Genomic DNA, 22,538 nt, shown 5'->3' with positions numbered 1-22,538 from the left:
TCGTATGTAGCAAATGCCCTATTTTCAACGGCACCGGCGGTCCGACCAATCCTGCCGTCGGCCTCGGCGCTCGGCTGCCGCTCATGGCGAGATACAATCACGCCGTGGGCGCGGCGCTCGCGACCCGAGATCAATTCCGGCGAGTCAATGTCGAGCGGGACCTGAGACGCTGTTGCGGGCCGCATTTCCGCGCAGTTCTTGAGCCCGGCGCTACCGAGCACGGCAGAGCATAGCACCCTCCGGAACCTAGGCGGGGGCAGCTCCATCCCAAAGCCCACAGTAAGTCTCAACGAGTGCGCACGTTATTGACTTGGCTTCATATACATTTATTTAGTTAATAATATTAATGTTGATAAATACTAAAAGAGATATATATTGCGAACGCCGCACAATTTTTAGACCGAATTTATGAAGCATGATCGCCGGGGTCTGGAGAACCATTCTTGAATGGGCGCATGTCCCCTCGTCGTTTGCATTGAGCGCTGAAGGCAATGGGCACCAGGCACCCGCAATCAAAATCTCTCCTTGTGTCTTGTCTTGACGCTCAGCGGCCGGAGTTGTGCCGCGGCGACGCGACCGAAAAGCGTTTCGGAGACGAGATGCTTCTGAAGGCGCTGATCATCGCCATTTTCCTGCCAGAGGGCCTGTCATTCTTCATCGGGGATTACCGTTTCTCGCCCGCGCGGGCCTTCTTAATTATTGTTAGCCTTGTGGTGTTGGCACGGGTTTCTAGGCGGGCACGCATGCCACGCTCAGTGTGCGTACCCTCGGACATCATGGCGTCTCTCGCAGGACTGTGGATGGTTGTTGCTGCGATAGCAACCGGCGGAATCACCTCGGGATTCAAAGGTGGAATCGCGCAGGCGCTTGAATTTTCCGGCACCTACTATGCCTTTCGATATCTGCTTGGTCCTATCGATAGCTCGGTACGGCTGGTGGCATTTTGTAGTAAGATAATGTTGCTTGTGGTCTTGATTGCGCTCATAGACCCCCTTAGCGGCCAACTGTTCACGTACGAGTTTGTCAAAGGGCTCACTGGCTACGTGAAAATGGCTTACGAGACAGCCAAGGCTAGCCACAGCGAGGCGATTTACAGGGACGGCCTCGTCCGCGCGATGGGTCCACTGGAGCACTCGATATTGTTCGGGACGGTTTGCGCGTGGTTTGGGGCTCTGGTCCTATTCACATTTCCGGGTCGGCTGCTCGGTTGGACCGTCGCAACTGCCGCGATTGTAGGCCTCTGGTTTTCGCAGTCACGAGGGCCGCTGCTAGGTTTCGTGATCGCATGCGCTCTGGGGGTCCTCTATGCCGCCACAAGGCAGCTTGCTGCTAGGTGGAAAGTCCTAGGTCTGCTCGTCGCTTTCGCGGTCACCATAATCTTCCTCTTCTCCGGAAGTCCGATTGCCACCCTGATGACAGTCGGAGGACTGAGCCCCGAGGCCGCCTGGTACCGACAGGCGATCTGGAATGCCGCATTACCATTGGTATGGGGCTCTCCGCTTTTCGGCATCGGTTTGACCGAAGATTGGGATTGGCAGGTCAATGGCGCGTTGATCGGAACGAGCGTGGACGCTTTTTGGCTTAGGACCGCGATGATGTTCGGGATTCCTGGCACCTTATTCATCTTCCTGACAATGGCAGGTGCATTTTGGTTAGGTCCAATCGATAACGCTGATGGCCTTTCCCGCGAAGAGCGGTTGTTGTCCGTCGCAGTTGGCGTCATCGTGGCAGTTGCCACGTTTCTGGGTTTCACAGTGCACTTTTGGGGAGTTTGTTGGATTCTGCTTGGCGCTTTTCCCGGTATTCGGGCGAACCTCGCCGAATGCGCGATCGTACGTCACAGACATACCTTCGATGAATTTGGGAAGGCTGTTCCGAACAGCTACGTCAGATCAGCACTTGTTCGCCAATGAGGTGATCTCCAAAGGCTCTCAAGAACCGAGGACTTCGCGCGTGTGAGATCGCAAAGGCAGCGCCATTCACCATCGGCATCTCGAAACGCAAGCGTCATGCATCAGCATCAACATTGTGTCCAAATCCTCAGGACCCCCGAGGAAATCGAAACAGTTCGCAACTTTTGGAATGATTGCAACCCTGGTCGAGACGCAGATCTGGACTTCTACCTGTTCTTCGCGGCTCTCCGCTCGGAAGCACGCCGACCACATGTCGTGGTGCTCTATGATGCAGATACCCCAAAGGCTCTTCTTGCTGGCAGACTTGAGGACGCCCGGTTATCCATCAAGCTCGGCTACTTAAGCCTTCCGGGGCCGTCAATGCGACTCCTGCAGTTCGTGCACGGTGGATGGCTGGGAGAAACATCCAATACCAACGCCAAACTTCTTATCGGCAGCGTCCTCGATTCACTAAAGACGGGCGAGGCCGAGGGGGCGGTCTTCCATTACGCCGAGGTCAACTCGGCTCTGTTCCGATCGGCCAAGACACTTCCGCGCTGGTATTGCTCGGACTATGCCGTCAGCCATCAAATTCATCGATTTCGCGATGTTTCCAACCGAACTGAAGTCCTGTCTAGTCTGACAAAAAAGCATCGATACAATTTCAGAAGTCTTGCCCGAAAGCTGAAGGATACCTTTCCCGATAGTAGAATCGACAAACTTTCGAAGCTCGACGAACTCGATCGGCTCGTCGCCGACGCGGAAAAGGTCGTAAGTAAATCGTATCAGCGTGGTCTCGGAGTCGGCTTTTCCGCAACACCGATCGTCCGATCACGCCTTGAGTTTGAGGCACGTAAGGGATGGCTGCGGGCATATATCCTTTATCTCAACGGGCAGCCTAGTGCCTTCTGGATCGGCTCGCTTCGCCATGGAGTGTTCGTCAGCGATTATCTCGCCTTTGACCCTGCCTACGCCAAATACGGGCCAGGTCTATATCTGATCGTACAGGTGATCGAGGAGCTCGGTCGAGATCCGATTGGCGCTCCGATCAAGCAAATTGATTTCGGCATCGGCGATGCACTTTACAAAGCGAGGCTTTCGAATCGCGAGCGCCAGGAGGCTGTCATCTGCATCTTTGCACCGACGGCAAAGGCCTTGGCGATCAACGCGCTGCGCTCAGGACTCGGGACGATGATCCAGGCAGCCAGAACGGCGATGGGGCCACTAGCGGACAGAATAAAGCGGCTTTGGCGGATGAAAGTGACCGAGAAGAGTTAGCTCTTACGGCGAGTACAGCACCAACCGCGAAATCATACGAACCATGGGAATGCCAACAAATCGGCGCGCGAGGACGACGTCAAAATCGGGCGCCTACCATGCTAGCAACGCTCCAAACAACCTTCACACGCTCCCGCAACGCCCTGCCAGACACAGAATCCGGGAGCGGTAGGTATTTGGCCGATTTTCGCGAGAAAATCGGTTCGCTCGTCGATAACCGCGCTTTGTTCGGGACGGTAATATAGCAGATAGAGCTTTCCCTGATGTCGCGCCAGATTGCACATAACCTGCCGCATAACGGTTTCTCGAAACGGATTGAACATGAACACGATTATATCTCCTTCTGGAAATTCGAATTGAGCGGCATCTTCATTCCTGACTTCGACCCTTACTCCCGCAATCTTGCTGTTCTTGATCGCAATATCGACCAGCGACTTCGCGAACTCGACACCAATCACGCGTGCAAACCCGTGCTGAGAAGCCGCAATCAATGCACGTCCCTTCCCACACCCTAGATCTACGAATGTGAAGGCGGACCAATCCTTGTGCAAGAACGACAACGCCGCATCCAGCTCATCCGCAGGAATGGCCTGATATCTTTCACCGTATCGCGCGTTTGCGGAGTCCGTGTCCAAATCCCATACGGGTGATATCCCGCCGGTGTCAGTACCGTATGTTGCATCAAACAAATCTTGGTTTGCCCCCACTCGACCTACCCCGCTGAGAAAATACCGAGCGGCGCGCCGGCAAGTCTCACTAACTCCATGAGTGCGCAGGGAATTGAGCGCTCTATACCCCAGAAGGCCGATTCTCCGAGCCATTGTCGGGCCTCTCCCCTTCCAACTAGTGATCCTATAGAAATTGGATGCGGAACGGGTGTCAACGATCTTTGAACTCGCTCCGTTCTTCTGATTTCAGGACCCGACACTCGACTCTAGTCTCGGTCAGGGGGCAGCTTCTGTCGACCCCAAGACAATTTGGGCACGGTAGGCGATTTTGCGGGCCGCTGGCACGAATTGCGGACCACTCGGCGCAAGCTATCAACCTCGACAACATCGCCTCGGCCACGTCACGCCGACAAAATAACAACTCTCGCCAACGAAATCGCGTGACAGCATCGAAACCGACACATATCGTACACGTGCCAACTGCGATCAGATCCATTGACCGACGTCGGCACTGGCGACCAAGTATTGAGGTTCTGCCATGTTGGTTGCAATGATCTCGAGATCGTGCACCGCACTCCTGTTGTCTTGCTTGCCGTTCGCATTGCGTGACGGTGCTGCATCAGAACTCGATCTGTTGGACGATGGACATGCGAACGCGCCGCACGCGCCGATTCAGAAGCCGGAACTGTTGACAAGCTATATCAAGAGGCCACCTTGGAAAGTGGCTGGTGTTGATTACGGCGTCGGTGTTCCGGCTGATACCGCGCTTACCGACTGGCGCGATTTGCGCGGTCCGGGCATTTCCATCGTCGACAATCTTGTTCGCGTCGACAACACCAGTGGCGTCCATATCGACAGCGTCGATTTTTCCCTTCATGGAGGTGCGATCCTCCTGTTCGTCAACTCTCCCGGGGGCGTCGTAACCAACAGCAAATTTCAAAGCACTAGCAGCGCCGGAGAGATAAACGCAGATGAGCAGTCGCCCGATTTGACAGTACAATTCTGCACGATAGCAGGAGGAGCCGACGGCAGCTCGCTGATCTCTGCTCATGGCACTGTCGTTGTTCAGTACAACTGGATGAGGGATTTCCCGCAGCACGCGGTCGAGATAGGTGGCTCCACCAATCTCGTTTACCGTTACAATCTTATCGAGAATGGCGGAACGGTTGCCGGTGCTCATCTCAATTATTTGCAAATGATGGGATCGAACGTAACGAACGCGGTGGTGGTTGCGTACAACACGACGTATCAAACGCGCCAGGCAGCGAGCGGCGAAGGCTTTCAACTCTACATCAGCGATGGGACCAACTCCGGCGTATTGGTGAACCCTACATTTGCCTACAACACGATGATCGCGAAAGGCCGCCTGGCGATGTCCTACATGCTGCATGGCTCCAGCAGGTACGCATCGAGCAAGCCCTATAGTACCCTTATCGAAGGGATTGCGACTGCTCATCACAATTATTTCGACACGACTGGGGCGTATGGTGCGTTCTACCCAGGTTCTTTTCTGAAATGGTCTCTGGTTGAAAACTGGAACATGATCACAGGGAGGGACATTCGATAGACCGGCGGCGTTCGATGGACACCAGTCCCGAAAGTAGCTCGACTGCTGCTAGAGCGTGGCCTCAACGCGAAAGCTGCTGCTGAAGCGGTCTTTGTTAGGGAAGAACTCCGCTGCGGGACTCTGCCAGTTCCGAGATCTCGGGATAGCAGATCGGCGGCCCCATTTCCCCCCTCAGTCCTGCGAATGTACCGTGGAGGCCCGCGATGCAGTTCTGCGATGCTCCTTTAACAAAATATCTGACAGCATACAGCACCATCACCATGGCGCAGAACGGCAACGCCATAGGGAAATGCTTACGCACGAAGCGAACGGCGTTGCGGTGCTGAAGATACACGGAGAATCGTGGCACTGCGGAAATATCCCTAGCAGATCCGGTTGTCGTCCCACGCTTATGCCGAACGATGGAGCCAGCCGCATAGCCCAAACCACACGGTTTGGCGCGGACGCCCCAGTCTAGGTCCTCGGAGAAGAGGAAATAGCTTTCGTCCATAGGTCCGATTCTCTCAATACAATCGCGCGTCACATACATGGATGCGCCTGAGGGACAGTCCATGGCCGCTTCAATTGCACGCACGTCGTGAGGCGAATTCAACTGTTCACCTCGGCCGATCGCAACTGGTCTCGTAAGCCATTTTTGCCAATGGAGTCCGCCCCGGCAACGTACGGTCGCCGCTCTGTCGACATCTACGATCGTACTGCCCACCATCCCCTTGTTGCCACTCGCAGCTCGCTCGACCAGGGCAGCGAGGGCTCCTGCCTCCGGCAGGGTGTCAGGGTTTAAGACCCAGATTCCGTTCCATCCGGAAACATCCTGCAATCGATCGAGCCAGAGGTTGATGCCGCCTGCGTATCCGAGATTTCCGACCGCACATGCAACCCACACATTGGAGGGGCTGGTCCGAAATCTCAATCGCTGAACCTCCGAACATCGGCCAAGGCCGACGTCGGCTTGAACATCGACCTTGGTGGCGTCGGTGCATGGGCCCTCGGTGTCGCAGAGCCGCTCAACCAGCCGATGGAAAGCCCTCCTCCCGCCATTCTCGCAAATAAACACGTTAAACTCCGGATGTCCCGTCGCGCCCGACAGCGCCACGAGGCAATCTCTAATGTCCTCGGCATTGCGAAATCCAACGATAAGGATCGCAACGTCGGCCACCGACTCAAGAATCACGTTCATCTCCTGGTGAATGTATCCCGATGACCAAAGGGGTCGTGCGCGACGCCACAATGCGCAGCCCTCCGCTCGAACTGACGGCTTCCCAGTGAAACTCCAGGAGAGGGTTCCAGACCGACCAATTCCCTGCCAACCAGCCACAGCGCAGACGACACATGACGGAGACAACTCTCGACTTTAACGACCGGGGGAACAAATGGGCGAGACCAGCATGATCCAAGCGACGCCGCAAATTATAGATTTCTACATTTATATCACGATTGATAAATTTATAAAGTTCAGGCAAATTACCACACTATCGGGCGCGATTAAATCGACAAATTGCGCCGCCGCGGCCCAATCGTCGACGTCTGCGAGAGGTTATGTAGCAGTGGCAAACCATAAAATGGCGGTTGGTAGACCCGACGAATTCAGTGGTTACGAGAAAGCAGCCTCAAGCCGTTATCGACTCGCAAGATTCTCCATTTTTCTGGATTTAATTGCATCGATTCCAGCAATGGGCCGCCCCTTGCGCATTCTCGATGTCGGCGGCGTCGAAGCTTATTGGCACGATAAGCGACGATTGATCTCCCGGCCAGTCGAAATAACACTGATTAATTTGGACGGTGAGGGACTTGCAAAGCCGGGACTCGTGTTTCTCAGGGGCAACGCCTGCCACATGCCCGAACTCGCCGACAATAGCTTCGATGTAATCCATTCGAATTCTGTCATCGAACATGTAGGCCAGTGGTCGAGCATGATGTCGATGGCGAACGAGATACGTCGCATTGCTCCAAGCTATTTCGTTCAAACGCCCTATTACTGGTTTCCAGTCGAACCCCATGCGAGAACGCCGCTTCTGCACTGGCTTCCCGAGTCTCTGAAGTTTCGGTTGGTCATGTCTCGAAAATGCGGGCCGTACTGGTCCAAAGCCGAGACCGTCGACGACGCGATGAGAACGATTCAGAGTTCAACATTGCTCGATCGATCCATGTTCTCGGCACTGTTCCCCGACGCAACCATCGTTCCGGAGAAGGTCTTCGGCTTGACTAAGTCGCTCATGGCCGTCCGCAACAAATATGCAGCTGCACCCAAGACATAAACTGGTGTTGGCCCAGGGGACGTAGCCGACGACTTGCGGCAGGCGGTGCCGATTGGTCTAGCGTGAAGGCCACCGCGACGCGTCAGCTGGCGGCTTCCTCCGAAACTCTTTCGAGCCAAACCTCACGCCACCACGAATATATGCTTCGTGGGCAGAACATTCGGTTGTGACTATAGCGCGATTGACAACACACTCCCTCAAGCAGCACAGCCGGAGTTTTCATTCTTCTCATTTTGCCGGTGCTTTCGTCGATGAAATTGTTCACTCTCGCTTTAACGCGATAAGTTCCTCCGCAGAACGGCACCAGCTCCGCATCGAAGGCCATTCCTCGATTTTGGCCTGCCGTGTCGAGCGAGGCGAGGATCTCCTCGTACGACTTCACCCGAACCAATTCTCCGGGTTGCAGATTCAACTCACATGTGGGAGTAGGTTTTCCGAGCGGTATATTGCCCCGTCTTCGCGGGAATGGAACTCCATTCCTGATCGCTTGAAAGCGATCGTACAGCCAACGACCAGGAATCCCAAGCCTGCCGCGAAAGGCCAACGAACCGAAGATGTATCCCACGTAGATAAAACCGCTAAATATGCGGCCCAAAGTAGCATTGCCGGACGTATAATCCTCGACGTACTGCCTAACGTCCCACCACGGCAGGGGCGTGGTGTATTCGAGCAGTCGGGTTGCCTGGCAATTGTATATCGGCTCGCCATCGGCTCCGCGGATGTGTGTTGCTTTGCCGACATCTTCCTCTGTGCAAACGACGACCGGAGCGATCTTGCCGCTAGGGGGCTCTCCGCACTCTGGCGACGATATTGTCGAAGTCGACGCGACAGGCTTGAGCCAAGCTTCCTTCCAGAAGAGCAAGCACGCCGCTTGGCAGCCACCGTGGGCCTTGCCATCGCAGCGGATATCCAGGTGAATCCCATCCGCAAGTTTTCTTCCAAGCGATTTTCCCGAGACGGTATCACAGGTCTTGTGCGCCCGTTTGTAGACGCGAAAGCGCTGGCCACAGTACTGGAACATCTGCGGCATAAATGGCAACCCATTCAACCGACCGGCTTTATCCAGAGTATTTAGGATCTCGTCCTTCGTTCTTACTTCTATCCAATCGCCTGATTGTATGCTCATGCTCGCCAGTTCCTTGGACAAGAAACCCAAGTCATCCAACTGAAGCCGTGCGGTCCGGCAATTCAGCCAATCGCGGCTTCCTCAGCGCCGTAAGGAGATCCAGATAGAACGCCCTTTGGCCCATTATCAGCAGCAGCATCAAGTAGTAGACCCCAAGCATGATGCTACCCTCAATCATCAATCTAACATAAGGCGGTCCCCACTCTCCGAACTGTAGCTGTACAACAAACGCAGCCAGAGCAGCCACTACACCTGAGAGAAACGGGCCCCTCACCGCCAGGAGCAGGTCCGACAGCGAAATCGCCGTTCCGTGGAGACACCAGGCAATATGGGGAAGCACCCAGAGCGTCATCGCAGTAGAATAGGCAATTGCAACGCCCTTCGCTCCATACGGCAGCCCGATGAGATAGGCCGAAATAACCAGCGGAGCGATGACGCAAGCTATCGTTAGGCTTCGTCTTGTGAGACCGACAGAAAAGAGGAGCCACGCCAGGGGATTGATCATCCCGAATACCAGGACCGTTGGTGCCAGCAGGCGGAAGATGATTGCTGCCTCGATCCATTTTGGTCCAAGAACCACCAGAACGATGTCTTTGCTGAACATGGCACAGAAAATCGTCGTCGGCATTGTCAACGAGACAACCACCGAATAGCCCTTCAAAAAGTAATTCCTCAAACGGACGGGATCGTGCTGGAGCCGCGACAATGCCGAGAACGCGACGCCTCCCACCGCGGAATTGAAGTTGGATGTGGGAATCGTGACAAGTTGATATGCTCTTCCATAAATTCCCAGGGCGTCTGCGCCCCAAAACCGTCCGATGACTACCTTGTCGAAATTGTAGGCGACATAAACGATCAGGCCATTCAACGTAATTGTCCCGCCGAATCGCAGCATTGGAAAGGTTGCTCTTCCCCAACGTGGGGCACTCGGTATCCAAGCCGTCGCCAGCCACATGCAGAGAGTATTCATGGCTGGCGAGACGATCGCCGCGGCGACCAGCGCCCAATAGCCGAAGCCGGCTACCGCCATCCAAAGCGCAACGCCGATACCTACAATCTGCGACACCAAATCAATTGTCGTCAACGCTACATAGCGCAACTGGCGTTCAAGAAGCGCGGAATGCTGTACACCCGCCCCGTTGATAACGAACCCGAAGCCGATGGCGATCGTCACCCAGAAAAGCCGAGGCTGATGATAAAGAGCAACGAGGGCGGGCGCGCTGGCCGCGGTGATGAGGGCAAGCAGCACACCCACCCCAAGATTGATCCAGAATAGCGTCGAGATCTGCTCATTGGTGATCGTTGCCTGCTGAACGGTGGCCGAAGAAAGACCCGCAGTGCTGAAGAGACCATATACTCCCGTAACGACGGTCGCCATCGCGATCAACCCAAAGTCCCCCGGATCCAGCAAGCGGGCTAGGATCGCCAAGGAGCCAATTCGAAGGGCGAAATTCGCAGCCTGACCGCAAAGCTTTGCGAAGCCGCCACGCACCGCCCTCGCCTTCAGATCATCCATAGATCGCTCCAAAACGAGCCCCTACAGCAAGCCAACATGTGCATGGGGAACCTCTTCAACTTAGGGCGAGCTTGCGCGCAAGAAATGCCTCGGCGTACCTTTCTGGAGCCCGACACTCCATACCCCGCAGCCGCGCCAGACCGCGGAAGACCTCCGGATCAAACCATTGCTTGGAGCGCTGACTTCCAAAATGCGACATCAACAGGGCGATCTTGCGCTGCAATGCCTGAGCCGAAACGGCCGAATACAGATTTGGTCGCCCGACGTCTCCGTCCCACTTGGGAACCTCGTATTCCAGAATCAGATTATCTCTGAATGTATTCCACGTTAGACGTGACACCTGACGATGATCCTGATGGGCATCATCTTCGCGATGCGTCAGAATCAGATCCGGCTCGACGCGCTGCTTCAACGACTCGAACCACTTCTTGATCTCGTCACCCTGTTCCGGAAAGAAGCCGTCTCGAAAGGACATCGCTTCAATCTGAGAACGAGCCGCGTCGGACACGAATTCGGCCGCCGACGACCTCGCCTCGCTCTCGCGTTCACCTGACGCGCTGAGTACACACCAATGCACGTCGAGCCGGACGCCGCGCGCAATCAGATTCAGAATTGTCGCACCAACACCTATTTCGATGTCATCCGAGTGCGCACCGAGACAAAGGATCGAGAGTCGCTCTCCGGACGCGGCGAGTTGAAACGCCCTCATGAAGCCGCCTGCGTGCGCGCCTCGGGAACAACCTTCCAGGGCATTTCGCCCCGCTCGATCATCTCCTCGAGAACCTGCCGATCCCGCAGCGTATCCATCGCGCGCCAGAAACCTTCGTACTTGTAAGCCATGAGCTTTCCAGCTTCGATCAGGCGATTGAATGGCTCCAGCACGAGTTCCTCGCCCTCACGTATGTAGTCGAAGATCTCGTTCCGAAAAATGAAGTAGCCCCCATTGATCCAGATCTCGGACTGCTGACTGGACCGCAAGCGCTTGACGGCGTCTCCGCCGTTGAATTCTGCAAGGTGAAAATTGAACGGGGGATGCACGGCAACGAAGCATCCGACCATCTTGCTCCTCTTGAACCGCTCGATTATTTCGGGCAACGGCGCGTCGGTCAGACCATCACTGTAATTCGCGAGAAAGATGTCCTCGTTCTCGACGAGCGAGCGCACCGCCATCAAACGCTGACCGATGTTTCGCCAAATGCCGGTGTCGACCAGCGCCACCTGCCAGTCCGGCGGCTGCTCGCCGATGACCTCAATTTTCCTGCCGAAGTTGGAAACGACGCAGTCGCTGTGAGCCCAGCGATCCGAGTTCAGGAAATACTCCTTGATCGCGTTGGCCTTGTACCCGAGACACAGCACGAAATCTCGATGACCATACTGACTGTAATATTGCATAACATGCCACAGCATCGGGTGTTGGCCGACGGGCACCATGGGCTTCGGAATGCTTTCAGAATATTCCCGGATGCGGGTTCCGAGTCCCCCACAGAACAAGACAACCTTCATGGCCAGCGCTTCCCATCTTTCCGGCCGACCGCTTCGGTCGCCACAGATCGCCTTAAAGCGGTTACTACAAGTCTCGCGATTTAAATACATAAATGGAAACATTCAATAGCGCGCATTTTATATCGCGGATATTATTAATCAATGTTTTTTTGAAAATCGTTTTGAAATTATTCTAGTGCGAGCTATCATTGTTGATATTACAGTATATTCGAACGCCGGCCGCACGCTTATGGAGGAATCCACGGTGATTATAACCGAAACCAGGCTTAAAGGAGCCTACATTATCGATATTGAACGCCGGGAGGATTCGCGCGGCTTTTTTGCGCGAGCTTTTTGCCAGAGAGAGTTCAGGGCCTTCGGTCTCAATCCAGTCATTGCGCAGGCGAATATCGCGTCAAATGTCCGGCGCGGAACCCTGCGCGGCATGCATTTTCAGTTTCCGCCGGCCGCGGAGACCAAGCTGGTTCGTTGCACTCGAGGCGCGATCGTCGACATCATCGTCGATCTGCGACCGGAAAGCCCGACCTACCTGCAGCATGTCGCCGTCGAACTGAATGAGACCAATCAGCGGGCACTCTACGTGCCGGAACGTTTTGCTCACGGTTATCAGACTCTCGTCGACAACACCGATACCAGCTACCAGGTGGGTGAGTTCTATGCTCCCGAGGCGGAGAGCGGGCTGATGTACAATGATCCCAGGCTTGGCTTGACCTGGCCGCTTCCGGTTTCCGTGATTTCGGAGAAGGATCAGCACTTCCGCTTGCTCAACGAGGTCGAACCCGAACTGAAAGGGCGGATGGAGCTCGCCGGCATCGAAGGTTGACGCCGACAGCGCGCTGCTCGCAGCCGTTTACCGATCCCCTCCAGTTGAAAGACGCCACGATGATACTTGTCGATCACGCACTGCAAGCCCGTCATGCAGCCGGAAGGCCGATCCGTGTCGGCCTGCTCGGCTCGGGCTTCATGGCTCAAGGGCTCACCAATCAGATCAACAACAGTGTTCCAGGAATGCGGGTGGTGGCTATCTACAGCCGAAAGCCTCGGCGCGGACATGACGTGTTCGGCTATTCCGGCCAGACCGGCGTGGTTGACGCGGACAGCCAGGGGCGGCTCGACAGAGCTATTGCCGCCGGCGCTCCGGCGGTCACCGAGGACGCGTTTCTGATCGCCAGATCGGATCTGATCGACGTGATCGTCGACGTAACCGGATCGGTTGAGCTCGGGGCCCGGGTCGCGCTGGAGGCCTTCAAGCACCAGAAAACCGTCGTACTCATGAACGCGGAGATCGACGCTACGATCGGACCGATCCTGCAGGTCTATGCAAAGAAGTACGGCGGCTCCCTGTCCGCATGCGATGGCGACGAGCCCGGCGTGCAGATGAACCTGGTTCGATGGGTCAAGGGGCTCGGCCTGATCCCGCGCGTTGTCGGCAACATCAAGGGACTGCAGGATCCGTATCGTAACCCCACCACGCAGAAAGGATTTGCCGAGCAATGGGGACAGAACCCGGCCATGGTGACCAGTTTCGCCGACGGATCCAAGATCAGCTTCGAGCAGACGATCGTGGCCAATGCCACTGGCTTCAAGGTGAGATCACGCGGCATGTCGCGCGGGCGGGAGTATCGCGGCGACATCATGAAGATCGGCACACTCTACGACATAGACGAGGTCCGCGCCCTGGGCGGAATCATCGACTATCTCGTCGGTACACCGCTGACCAAGGTCTACGTGCTGGCCGAGCACACCGATCCAAAGCAACAGAAGTATTTGAACCTGTACAAAATGGGCGAAGGCCCCCTGTATTCGTTCTTCACACCATATCACCTGGTTCATTTCGAAGTGCCGAACTCGATTGCCCGTGCGTTCCTGTTCAAGGATTTGGTCGCCCCTCCGATCGCCGGTCCGGTTGTCGAGGTCTGTGCAGTCGCCAAACGTGATTTGGAGGCGGGCGAGGTGCTCGATGACTATGGAATGTACATGACCTATGGCGAAGCCGTGAACTCCGAGGAAATGAGCCAAATGCAATACCTGCCTGAAGGTCTCGTGGAGGGTTGCAGGTTGCGGCACGCCATCAAGAAGGATGCAGTCCTCACCTACGCGGATGTGGATCTGCCGCCAGGCCGCGTGGCCGACAAGCTGCGTGCAGAACAATACAAGCACTTCAACGGACACACGTGGCTTGAGCAACGGATCACCCGGGACGCCTCGCTCGCTCTCACGGCGTGAAGAGCTGGATGACGACCACGTTCGTCGAGCCGTGCCACGCGGGAACTGCGTACGTACCGCGAGGAGATCCGCTCGCCCGCCCTAAGCGTTGATCCCGAGCGACTGGGTCTCTCCACTAATGTTCATTGCGCTCCCCTCGCCTGACGCGATCGGCGGCTGCATCCAGGCCATTGCGCGTCTTCCCAGCTTGATCCCAGGCAGTTCAATGTGCCGAGCAGGTATGCTCAGGCATGAAAGCGGCAACATCTCTGGAGCAGCTCTGAAGATCGAGCAGGCGCGCGACCGCGAAATATTGGCATCAGGGGACTTGTGAGCGCGCGTCGGTCAGTCGGCCCACAATTCCTGCCATGAAGTAGCCCGTTGCAAGCCGCAGAACTCCGAGGCCCGCCGCGCTTGCCGAAGCTCGGCCCGAATCCGGCCAGCCAGCGCGGCGCCTGCCTCAGCGAAACGCAGAGCTCAACCGCAGCATGAGCGCGACGATTTCCCGCTCACCGGCTTTTCGCCGCCAGGAGCCGGCCGCTCACGACACCGCTGCAAGCTGCAGTCTCGATTGGCGCAGGTCGCCACCGAGAATTCTCTCCGCCAGCAGCTTCCGAATATGGCCGATCCGTTGATATCGCGGCCCTTCGAACTCCTCCAATGTCAGCTTTGACGAACGATAGACCCTGTAGAGCTGCTCGGCGCCCATTCGCGCGTCCCAGCGCGGCTGGAATCCCGGCAACTTGCGCCGGATCTTTTCGAAGCTCACTCGGTAGGATCGCTCATCTGGACTCGCATCCTTCGCAAACTCCACCGCGGAATTCGGCACCACACTCGCGACGATCTCGGCAAGATCCCGAATTCGATAATTGTGAGCAGTCTGGCCGACATTGAATGCCTCATTGAAAACGGATTCGGCTGGCGCCTCCAGTGCGGCAATGAAAGCTCGAGAAATGTCCTCGATGTGGACGATCGGCCGCCAGGGCGAGCCATCCGATTTGAGGTGAATTCGTCCTGTCGTGAACGCCCATGCGACCAGGTTGTTCAGGACAATGTCGAAGCGCAGCCGCGGCGAGACTCCGTATGCCGTCGCCGGCCTCAGATACACCGGGCAAAACCCGCCGTCGGCCAACGCCGAAATATCGCGTTCGGAGGCAACCTTGGATTCTCCGTAGGCCGTCACCGGATTGAGCGGGGCTGTCTCATCGATCATTTCCTCGCCGGCTTTTCCATAGTTGCTGCAGGACGAGGCAAACACGAAGCGACCCACGCCAGCGTGTTTCGCAATCGAGGCCATCCGAACGCTTGCGCGATGATTGATCTCATCCGTCAGTTCCGGCCTCAGATTGCCGAGCGGATCGTTGGAGAGCGCGGCGAGATGCAGCACTGCGTCGAAGCCAACGAGATCCGCAACCTCCGCGTCTCTGACGTCCTTCCGGATGGTCGGGACCTCGAGAATGCTACCGCCGGCGGCGTATGTGCACCGCGAGTAGATATCGCTGTCCATTCCAGTCACCTCGTGACCGGCATTCACCAGCATCGGCGTCAAGACCGTGCCGATGTAGCCAAGATGACCTGTTACAAGAACTCGCATTGCCATTCTCCATCGCACTCAGTTTCACGGACGAAACATTGCCCGGCTTCCGTGTTTCGGTAGCGTTCTCTCGATTCCGGCGCCTCGCCCTATCGAAGGACGGCCTCGAGCACGCAAAGTACGGTGCCGGGATGGCTGCCCGTACAGCTTCGGCTTCTTCGTGGGAGCTTGCGGCCCAGAAAGGGACGTCATGAAGCCAGAGCCTGTCGTTGCCGCGTGCTCGCAAGTCCTCGTTCGGAGCGCCACCATTTCACGAACTCCGTCAGTCCGAGCTCGAGCGGCACTGTGGCTTGGAAACCCAGCAGACGTTCCGCTTTGCCTGTCGACGCCACTCGGCGCGGCACAGGGTTGATCGAGTGTTCGGGCGCGATGTGCGGGAGCACGCCGTTGTGACCCATCACTGAAGCCAGGGCCGAAGCGAGCTGCACAAGGCTTGTTTCGATGCCGCTCCCCACGTTGAACACCTCGTCGCTGACCTTTGCCCTCGCAGCAAGGATGGTTGCGCGTGCCGCGTCGCGGACATGAATCAAGTCCAAGGTCTGCTGGTCATGCGCAACTATCACCGGCGGCGTTCCAGCCTCTACTTCCTCCATCCAGCGGATCAACATCTCCGCATATCGATCGTGTACGTCCATTCGGCTGCCATACACGTCAAAGTATCTCAAAGCGATATAATCGAGCCCGTGCATATCGTTATAGGCGCGGAGCAAGCCCTCATTGCAGAGCTTCGCCGTTCCACAGACCGTACGGTTTCCATAGGGGCTCTGATGCTCCGTTGTCGGAAACTCCTCCGCCGCGCCGTAAACCGAGGCCGAAGACGCGGCGACGAACTTCTCGACGTCATACTTCACGCAAAGTTCGAGCAGTTCGAAGGTGCCGTTCACCATGACTTCCATGGCAAGACGCGGTTCGGCCAAACAATGGTCACTGCACGGTGCGGCGTGGTGAAAGATGATGTTGGCTCCCTTTACCAGAGCTTCCACCAACTTGGTGTCGCGCAAGTCGCCGCGGACCAATCGTACCGGTCCTCGGTTAAGCGACTTCCTGAGATTCTCCGGTCGGCCGGTCATCATATTGTCGAGCGCGACGATCTCGATGCAGCCTTCGTCGCACAACAAGTCGACGATATGCGACCCGATGAATCCGGCACCTCCGGTAACGAGAACGCGCTTGCCCTTGAGATCCATCATGACCGCTCTCCTGGTTCTAGGCTAATCGGCCATGTCGAGCCATCACATCCTGAAATGTCGCGATCGCAAAGCGTTGCTCGAAAGCGCCCGCTTCGGGCCCCGATGCAGGCTGCTCGTCTCGAATCGCACGCGCGGTCGCAACGTCGATTTGCGATCCTACCGTCTGGGCTTTCACCTTCAAGTCCAGGAAAGGTATCAAATCGGCAACCTCGCTTCTGGAGAGTCGGCAGCTTCACGTCCGCGCAGGCATATCTTGCCATATACCCCGAGTGTCGATGACGTCGAGATGACGGCGTTCGGCCAGCGGAACCATCTTGAATTCGTCGTGATCGACCAGGAGAAGGGCGATCTCGCACGTGCGCAGCGCTTCGTCTATGTTCAAGAATCCGGGCCGGTAGTCGGCAAGTTCCGGCGGCAACCGCCGCAGATTCGGCTCGACGAACTTGATACGCTCCCCGTACTTCTTCGCGAGGTGCAGTGCGATCTCCATCGCAGGGCTTTCACGCAGATCGTCGACATTCGCCTTGAATGTCAGCCCGCAGCAAGCCACGCAGGCGTAAGGATGATCGTCGATCAGGGCCTCGGCGCGTTCAATAATGCTTTCCGTCTTTGCAATGTTGACCTCGCGGCTCGCCCGCATGAGGCGCGCCAGATCCGGCGCCGAGTCGATAATGAACCACGGATCGACGGCGATGCAATGACCGCCCACACCTGGTCCCGGCCGCAACACGGTCACGCGCGGATGACGGTTGGCGATATCGATGACCTCCCAGACATTGATGTCGAACCTGTCGCAAATCAATGAGAGCTCATTGGCAAATGCAATGTTGGTGTCCCGGAATGCGTTCTCCGTGAGCTTAACCAACTCGGCCGTGCGCGCGGTGGTTGCAACGCAAGCACCCCGAACGAACATCTTGTAGAAGCGCTGAGCCCGCCGCGTGCAGGCAGGAGTCACTCCCCCGATGCATCGGTCATTGTTGATGAGTTCACTCAAGATCCGCCCGGGCAATACGCGCTCCGGACAATAAGCGATGTAGACGGCACCATCCTCATGACTGTTGACGCCAATTCTCAGATCGGGCCTGTGTTCGCTGATTCGCCTGGCGATTCCTTCAGTGGTTCCGATGGGCGAGGTCGATTCGAGAATGACGAGGTTACCCGGTTGAAGCAGATTCAATATGGTCTCGACCGCGGCATTCACGTTCGACAGATCCGGACGATTGCTTTCGTCAATCGGTGTGGGCACCGCGATGATGAAGACGTCGGCGGGTTGCGGTTCACTTGATGTCGTCAACGCCCCGCTCGACACCACTTTGGAAACGAGACCATCGAGGTCTGGCTCTGAGATGTGAATGGCTCCCGAGCCGACCGTCCTGACCACATAGTCCTTTGTGTCTACCCCGACCACCTGGAGGCCGCGGCTGGCTATCAGCGCGGCCGTCGGCAAACCGATATAGCCAAGTCCGACGACGGTAACTTTCTGGAATTCAGGCATCAAGAAGCACCTTCACGATCCGCTCGCTCGCCCGCCCGTCACCGAAGGGATTGTGGGAGCGAGCCATAGCCGAATAAGTCTCATCGTCGTCAAGAAGACGAAATGTTTCGTGGACGATCCTGTCGTAGTTCGCTCCGACCAGTCGTGCGGTCCCGGCTTCGACGCCCTCTGGACGCTCCGTCGTCTCGCGCATCACGAGGACAGGCTTTCCGAACGTCGGCGCCTCCTCTTGCACACCTCCCGAGTCGGTTAGCACCAGATATGATAGCGACAGAAGGCTGACGAAATCGGTGTACTCCTGGGGAGAAATGAGTGCAACGCGCGGATGATCGGCGAGCCGGCTCGCAAACACGTCGCGAACGTTCGGGTTCGGATGAACCGGAAGTACGACGGCAACGTCCTCCCTGCTCAAGATCGTCTCCAGTGCATTGACGACGTTGAAAACTCCCCCGCCGAAATTCTCGCGGCGATGGCAAGTGACCAGGATGATGCGGCGGTTGCCGTGGCGCTTCTTGATTCCGTCCCATCGGGACGAGAGCTGCGGATCGGCCTCGACCATGGCCTTCGCGAGGATCAGCGCGTCGACGACAGTATTTCCAGTAACATGAATGCGATCCTTGGAGACGCTCTCCGCCCGCAGCGCTCTCGCCGCCCGCTCGGTCGGCGCGAAATGCTGATCGGCGATCGAGCCGACAATCTTGCGGTTCACTTCCTCCGGCCAGGGCGCGAAGATATCTCCACTTCGCAGTCCCGCCTCGACGTGCGAGACCGGGATACGGTGATAGTACGACGCCAGCGCACCTGCCATGGCCGTCGCAGTGTCACCCTGGACAATCACTCTGGTGGGCTTCACCCTCTCCAGAACCTCTCCGATCTGCGCCAATAGCCGGCCGGTCAGACTATCGAGCGTCTGATTCACCGTCATGACGTCGAGATCGAAATCCGGGACCACCTTGGCCACCTTGAGAACCTGGTCGAGCAGCTCCCTGTGCTGCGCTGTCGCGCAGACCGTGAGGGCGATGTCCTTGTTCGCTTCCGCCTTGAGCCGATTGATCACCGGAAACAGCTTGATCGCTTCAGGCCTGGTTCCCAACAGGATGAGAAAATGCTTTCGCACGTCTCACCCTCCGATCCGGCCTGCCCCCGGGGGCAGCACACTGTGCAAGCCGGGCGCCCGTCGAAACGCCTGCCGCGCGAAGGCTTGCGTCAAGATTCCCGCAAATAGCGTGTTCGTCCTGGCATACCGCCACCACATCCGTCTGGGCTCCTGATAGATGCGATACAGCCATTCGAGGCCGAATTGCTGCATGTGAATGGGAGCTCGCAGGACCGAGCCCGCGAGAACGTCAAACCCGCCACCCACGCCCATGATGAACGGGACGCCGAGCTCGTCGCGGTGAGCCGCAAGAAAGCGTTCCTTCCGCGGCGTGGGCATGCCGATGAACAGGCAATCGGCGCCACTGGACCTAATATCGCGGACGACCTCGTTCTCCTGTTCGCTGGAAAAATACCCGTGCTTGATTCCGGCAAAGACAAGCGAGGGATGCTCGTCCCGGACACGCTGCGCCGCCTGTTGCACGACGGCGGGTGTGGCTCCAAGAAAATACGGTCGGAGGCCCTCTTGCGCGCACACTTTGAGCAGCTCGCCGAGTAGATCCACGCCGGTCACTCGCGACGTTGCCGGGAGACCGAGCGCTCGCGCTCCCCAAAGGATACCCATGCCGTCGATTCCGACGATGTCGCTGCTGGCGACATCGGCGGCAAGCGCCGGATCGGAGCGCATGTTGACGAGCTTCGCGACGTTGAGGGCCACATGCTGCAGACGTTGACGGTTTCGCATGGCCTTGCGCGCGAGGTCGACGGTTTCTGCCATGGTCAAGATATCGATGGGGCACCCTAGAAAGTAGGCACGCATGGGTTCCTCCCCGGGCCAAATTCGCCTTCAGCGAAATATCGCCTTCCAATTGAACTTAAATAATATCTCGATAATAATGCCCGCGACTTTATTTGCAAGTTATATTGATATTATATTATGGCTTAAATACCAGGCAGACATTGCACGTCGACCGCCGAAGCGCAACCACCGACAACGGAGAGAATTAAATGACGATTAAACGCAGACGGATCTCGGTCGTTGTTCCACATTTAAATCAGCCCGGCGCCCTGAAGACTTGCCTAGCGAGTCTCGATGCGCAGAGCATTCCCCGGGATTGGTTCGAGGTCGTTGTCGTTGACAACGGCTCCGTAACCTTGCCGACCGACGTCGTCGCTCAATATCCGGGCGTACGACTGTTGTGCGAGTCGCGGCCCGGGCCGGGCCCGGCGCGCAACACCGGAGTTGCTGCCGGGAGCGGCGAGGTGCTCGCCTTCATCGACGCCGATTGCAGGGCACATCCGGATTGGCTGAGCAGCGTATGGCGCTCACTGCATTCGCTCCCGCCGGGGACAGTGCTCGGTGGAGACGTCCGCATCTGGCGGGACGCAAAGCCACACCTGGACGCCATCGCGGCCTACGAGAGCGTCTTCGCCTATCGCTTCAAGCTCTATATCGAGCGCGACGGCTATTGCGGCACCGGCAACATGGCGATGTTTCGTCGGGATTTCCATTCCGTCGGCCCGTTCGCAGGGATCGACGTGGCGGAGGACATGGAGTGGGGACAACGCGCGCAGCGTGCCGGGCTTCGATTTCGGTACATCCCGGAAATGATCGTCTTCCACCCGGCAAGGAGCTCTCTCCGGGAGCTATATGTCAAGTGGGACCGGCAGCTCCTGCACTACCGCAACATGGCCGACGGCAAGCCGGCATGGAGAGTGCGCTGGATTGCGCAGGCCATACTTGTCCTGGCCTCGCCCGCTCCGGGCATCATCACCATCCTGGCCAGCGACCGGCTCTCCGGCATCGGAGCCCGGACCAAGGCTATCGCAGTCATGTGCGCCGTAAGAATGCATCGGGCTATCACGATGCTGTCCTTGCTGCGCAATCGGCGAGCCGTCGCCTGGAATCGCTAGCACAACATTCGTGGCGCGGCGTCAGGCCGGTACGGGCATCTTGCCAAAGGCTGCGTTGTGGGTCAGTTCGAGCAGGTCAGCTCGCTGGCCAAACGACCATAATATCCAACCCAGTTCGTAGCTACGGCATTCCAGCCGAAGTCCAACACCGGAACTTTCCATTAGCACGGCGTCGCGTCCGGAGTAGGCATTCTTGATTGCACGCAACATCCTCGGCACTCTCGTCGTCAGCTCCTGCTTTCGAATCTGAGAGCGGATGGATAGCCCGAGATCGGGCACCAGCATCGAGCGACGAAGCTGGTTCTTGCCCAGGACCCAATTAAATCCCTTGATCAAGGCATTCCGCGCCCCTGGAACTCGATAGCGCTCCGCCCACTCCAGCAGCGCCGGAGCCATGCCATACTGGTGCACCGAGTAGACTTCATAGAAATCAAGCACGCGGCCCGCGGCCGCATCGAAAAACCAGGGCCACTCGCCGTCGGGTCCTTGAAGCGCAATCAACTTGCGTACGCAGGCATCCGCGTTGGCGAGCGCGGATGCCTCGCCTGCGAATTCGCCATAGTGATAGCACGCAATTGAGAGATAGATTTGCGTGGCGAACGAAGCGAAGCGCCGCCGAAATCCCGATGCTGCGTCGAAGAACAGCCCTGATCCGCTGTAGAATCGCCCCTCGAGAAAGCGATACAGCGGAGCGACGAAACGCCCCCACTCCTTGTCGCCGGCCCTGGCCCGAGCCACCACGCCCGTCAACAGCATACCCAAATCTTGGGCCCGAAACGACTCCCATTCAGACTGATCGCTCAAGAGCGCCTTCACTTCGCGCCTCACCTGCTCGGGTAGCTCGAACCCGAGTTCTGCGGAAGCCCAAAGTGCCATTCCCAGTGCATATTTTGGTACCGAAAGGGCCGTGAGCTCGACCGCATTCCGATAGAATGTTTCCGACAGATTGATGCCCTCGGGAACGTCCCTGATCCTCGACATTCCGAGCAGAACGTTAAGCGTGTAGAACACATCGCTGCGACGCAAGGACTCGTTTGGCGAAGCCCGTCCGTCCAGATGGTAGATATGCGACCAGCAGCCGTGTTCAGGTAGCCAGCACCGCTCCAATCCTCTGAGCGCATAGCGCACCAGCGGGGAATTCTGCGAAAAATCGGGCATCAAAGTCCCGCTCTTGGTAGGGCTGATGTTCATCGAAGAACCATGAGTTAACTCGTTTCGACGGCTGCGGACGATTCAGCCC

At 57.2% G+C, this 22,538-nt stretch carries 19 protein-coding genes; 7 read left to right on the top strand and 12 right to left on the bottom strand.

The features are described from left to right. Positions 1-599: 599 nt before the first annotated feature. A complete protein-coding gene (locus ABIG06_RS26860) occupies positions 600-1,913 on the top strand; it encodes an O-antigen ligase family protein (RefSeq protein ID WP_424578422.1) in 1,314 nt (437 codons plus the stop codon). A 96-nt stretch (positions 1,914-2,009) separates the two neighbouring features. Beyond that, positions 2,010-3,170, top strand: a complete 1,161-nt coding sequence (locus ABIG06_RS26855) for a GNAT family N-acetyltransferase (RefSeq protein WP_370139248.1) — start codon at positions 2,010-2,012, stop codon at positions 3,168-3,170. A gap of 101 nt (positions 3,171-3,271) precedes the next feature. On the opposite strand, the gene ABIG06_RS26850 is transcribed toward ABIG06_RS26855, so the two are convergent. Beyond that, positions 3,272-3,859 (bottom strand): class I SAM-dependent methyltransferase, encoded by a 588-nt coding sequence (locus ABIG06_RS26850; protein ID WP_424578421.1) that lies wholly within the window; start codon positions 3,857-3,859, stop codon positions 3,272-3,274. A 517-nt stretch (positions 3,860-4,376) separates the two neighbouring features. Between ABIG06_RS26850 and ABIG06_RS26845 the strand changes: the two genes are divergently transcribed. After that, the gene (locus tag ABIG06_RS26845) at positions 4,377-5,405 is read left to right on the top strand and encodes a right-handed parallel beta-helix repeat-containing protein (protein ID WP_424578420.1); all 1,029 of its coding nucleotides are present in this window, start codon (positions 4,377-4,379) and stop codon (positions 5,403-5,405) included. Between the two features lie 94 nt (positions 5,406-5,499). On the opposite strand, the gene ABIG06_RS26840 is transcribed toward ABIG06_RS26845, so the two are convergent. Next, entirely contained in the window at positions 5,500-6,582 is a 1,083-nt protein-coding gene (locus ABIG06_RS26840; RefSeq protein WP_370139245.1) for a glycosyltransferase family 2 protein, read from the bottom strand. A gap of 208 nt (positions 6,583-6,790) precedes the next feature. Here ABIG06_RS26840 and ABIG06_RS26835 point away from each other — a divergent pair, with 208 nt between their 5' ends. Continuing rightward, complete coding sequence (locus ABIG06_RS26835; RefSeq protein WP_370139244.1) at positions 6,791-7,660, top strand: class I SAM-dependent methyltransferase; 870 nt, start codon at positions 6,791-6,793, stop codon at positions 7,658-7,660. Between the two features lie 82 nt (positions 7,661-7,742). Here ABIG06_RS26835 and ABIG06_RS26830 read toward each other — a convergent pair whose 3' ends face one another. From ABIG06_RS26830 to ABIG06_RS26815, 4 genes are read right to left on the bottom strand one after another with little or no spacing between them, the layout of a single operon-like run. Further along, positions 7,743-8,807 (bottom strand): hypothetical protein, encoded by a 1,065-nt coding sequence (locus ABIG06_RS26830; protein WP_370139243.1) that lies wholly within the window; start codon positions 8,805-8,807, stop codon positions 7,743-7,745. 10 nt (positions 8,808-8,817) lie between these two features. Continuing rightward, a complete protein-coding gene (locus tag ABIG06_RS26825; protein WP_370139242.1) occupies positions 8,818-10,302 on the bottom strand; it encodes a lipopolysaccharide biosynthesis protein in 1,485 nt (494 codons plus the stop codon). Between the two features lie 55 nt (positions 10,303-10,357). Next, on the bottom strand, positions 10,358-11,011 hold the full coding sequence (locus tag ABIG06_RS26820; protein ID WP_370139241.1) for a PIG-L deacetylase family protein: 654 nt from the start codon (positions 11,009-11,011) through the stop codon (positions 10,358-10,360). Next, positions 11,008-11,805 carry a sugar phosphate nucleotidyltransferase gene (locus ABIG06_RS26815; RefSeq protein ID WP_370139240.1) on the bottom strand — a complete coding sequence of 266 codons (798 nt, stop codon included), beginning with the start codon at positions 11,803-11,805 and terminating at the stop codon, positions 11,008-11,010. Before ABIG06_RS26815 ends, ABIG06_RS26820 begins: the two co-directional genes overlap by 4 nt. Positions 11,806-12,049: 244 nt before the next feature. Between ABIG06_RS26815 and rfbC the strand changes: the two genes are divergently transcribed. After that, positions 12,050-12,628, top strand: a complete 579-nt coding sequence (rfbC, locus tag ABIG06_RS26810) for a dTDP-4-dehydrorhamnose 3,5-epimerase (protein ID WP_424578419.1) — start codon at positions 12,050-12,052, stop codon at positions 12,626-12,628. Next, complete coding sequence (locus ABIG06_RS26805; protein ID WP_199751324.1) at positions 12,625-14,031, top strand: NAD(P)H-dependent oxidoreductase; 1,407 nt, start codon at positions 12,625-12,627, stop codon at positions 14,029-14,031. Before rfbC ends, ABIG06_RS26805 begins: the two co-directional genes overlap by 4 nt. 520 nt (positions 14,032-14,551) lie before the next feature. Here the strand turns inward: ABIG06_RS26805 and ABIG06_RS26800 are convergent. The 5 genes from ABIG06_RS26800 to ABIG06_RS26780 all read right to left on the bottom strand — a co-directional run bounded on the left by ABIG06_RS26800 (position 14,552) and on the right by ABIG06_RS26780 (position 20,162). Continuing rightward, entirely contained in the window at positions 14,552-15,604 is a 1,053-nt protein-coding gene (locus ABIG06_RS26800; RefSeq protein WP_124158580.1) for an NAD-dependent epimerase/dehydratase family protein, read from the bottom strand. 188 nt (positions 15,605-15,792) lie between these two features. Beyond that, complete coding sequence (locus ABIG06_RS26795; RefSeq protein WP_370139238.1) at positions 15,793-16,794, bottom strand: NAD-dependent epimerase/dehydratase family protein; 1,002 nt, start codon at positions 16,792-16,794, stop codon at positions 15,793-15,795. A gap of 232 nt (positions 16,795-17,026) precedes the next feature. Beyond that, complete coding sequence (wecC, locus tag ABIG06_RS26790) at positions 17,027-18,289, bottom strand: UDP-N-acetyl-D-mannosamine dehydrogenase (RefSeq protein WP_370139237.1); 1,263 nt, start codon at positions 18,287-18,289, stop codon at positions 17,027-17,029. Beyond that, on the bottom strand, positions 18,282-19,406 hold the full coding sequence (wecB, locus tag ABIG06_RS26785) for a non-hydrolyzing UDP-N-acetylglucosamine 2-epimerase (RefSeq protein ID WP_370139236.1): 1,125 nt from the start codon (positions 19,404-19,406) through the stop codon (positions 18,282-18,284). The genes wecC and wecB overlap by 8 nt, the downstream gene beginning before the upstream one ends. Positions 19,407-19,409: 3 nt before the next feature. Beyond that, positions 19,410-20,162, bottom strand: coding sequence for a WecB/TagA/CpsF family glycosyltransferase (locus ABIG06_RS26780; protein WP_370139235.1), 753 nt, complete (start codon positions 20,160-20,162; stop codon positions 19,410-19,412). A gap of 230 nt (positions 20,163-20,392) precedes the next feature. Here ABIG06_RS26780 and ABIG06_RS26775 point away from each other — a divergent pair, with 230 nt between their 5' ends. Further along, positions 20,393-21,298, top strand: coding sequence for a glycosyltransferase (locus tag ABIG06_RS26775; protein ID WP_370139234.1), 906 nt, complete (start codon positions 20,393-20,395; stop codon positions 21,296-21,298). Between the two features lie 21 nt (positions 21,299-21,319). Here the strand turns inward: ABIG06_RS26775 and ABIG06_RS26770 are convergent, their stop codons facing one another. After that, complete coding sequence (locus tag ABIG06_RS26770; protein WP_370139233.1) at positions 21,320-22,489, bottom strand: hypothetical protein; 1,170 nt, start codon at positions 22,487-22,489, stop codon at positions 21,320-21,322. Between the last annotated feature and the right edge of the window lie 49 nt (positions 22,490-22,538).

Source organism: Bradyrhizobium sp. USDA 326 (assembly GCF_049739485.1).
Taxonomy (GTDB): domain Bacteria; phylum Pseudomonadota; class Alphaproteobacteria; order Rhizobiales; family Xanthobacteraceae; genus Bradyrhizobium.
The sequence above is the reverse complement of the archived record's forward strand: the minus strand, read 5'-3'. Positions and strand labels throughout refer to the sequence as shown.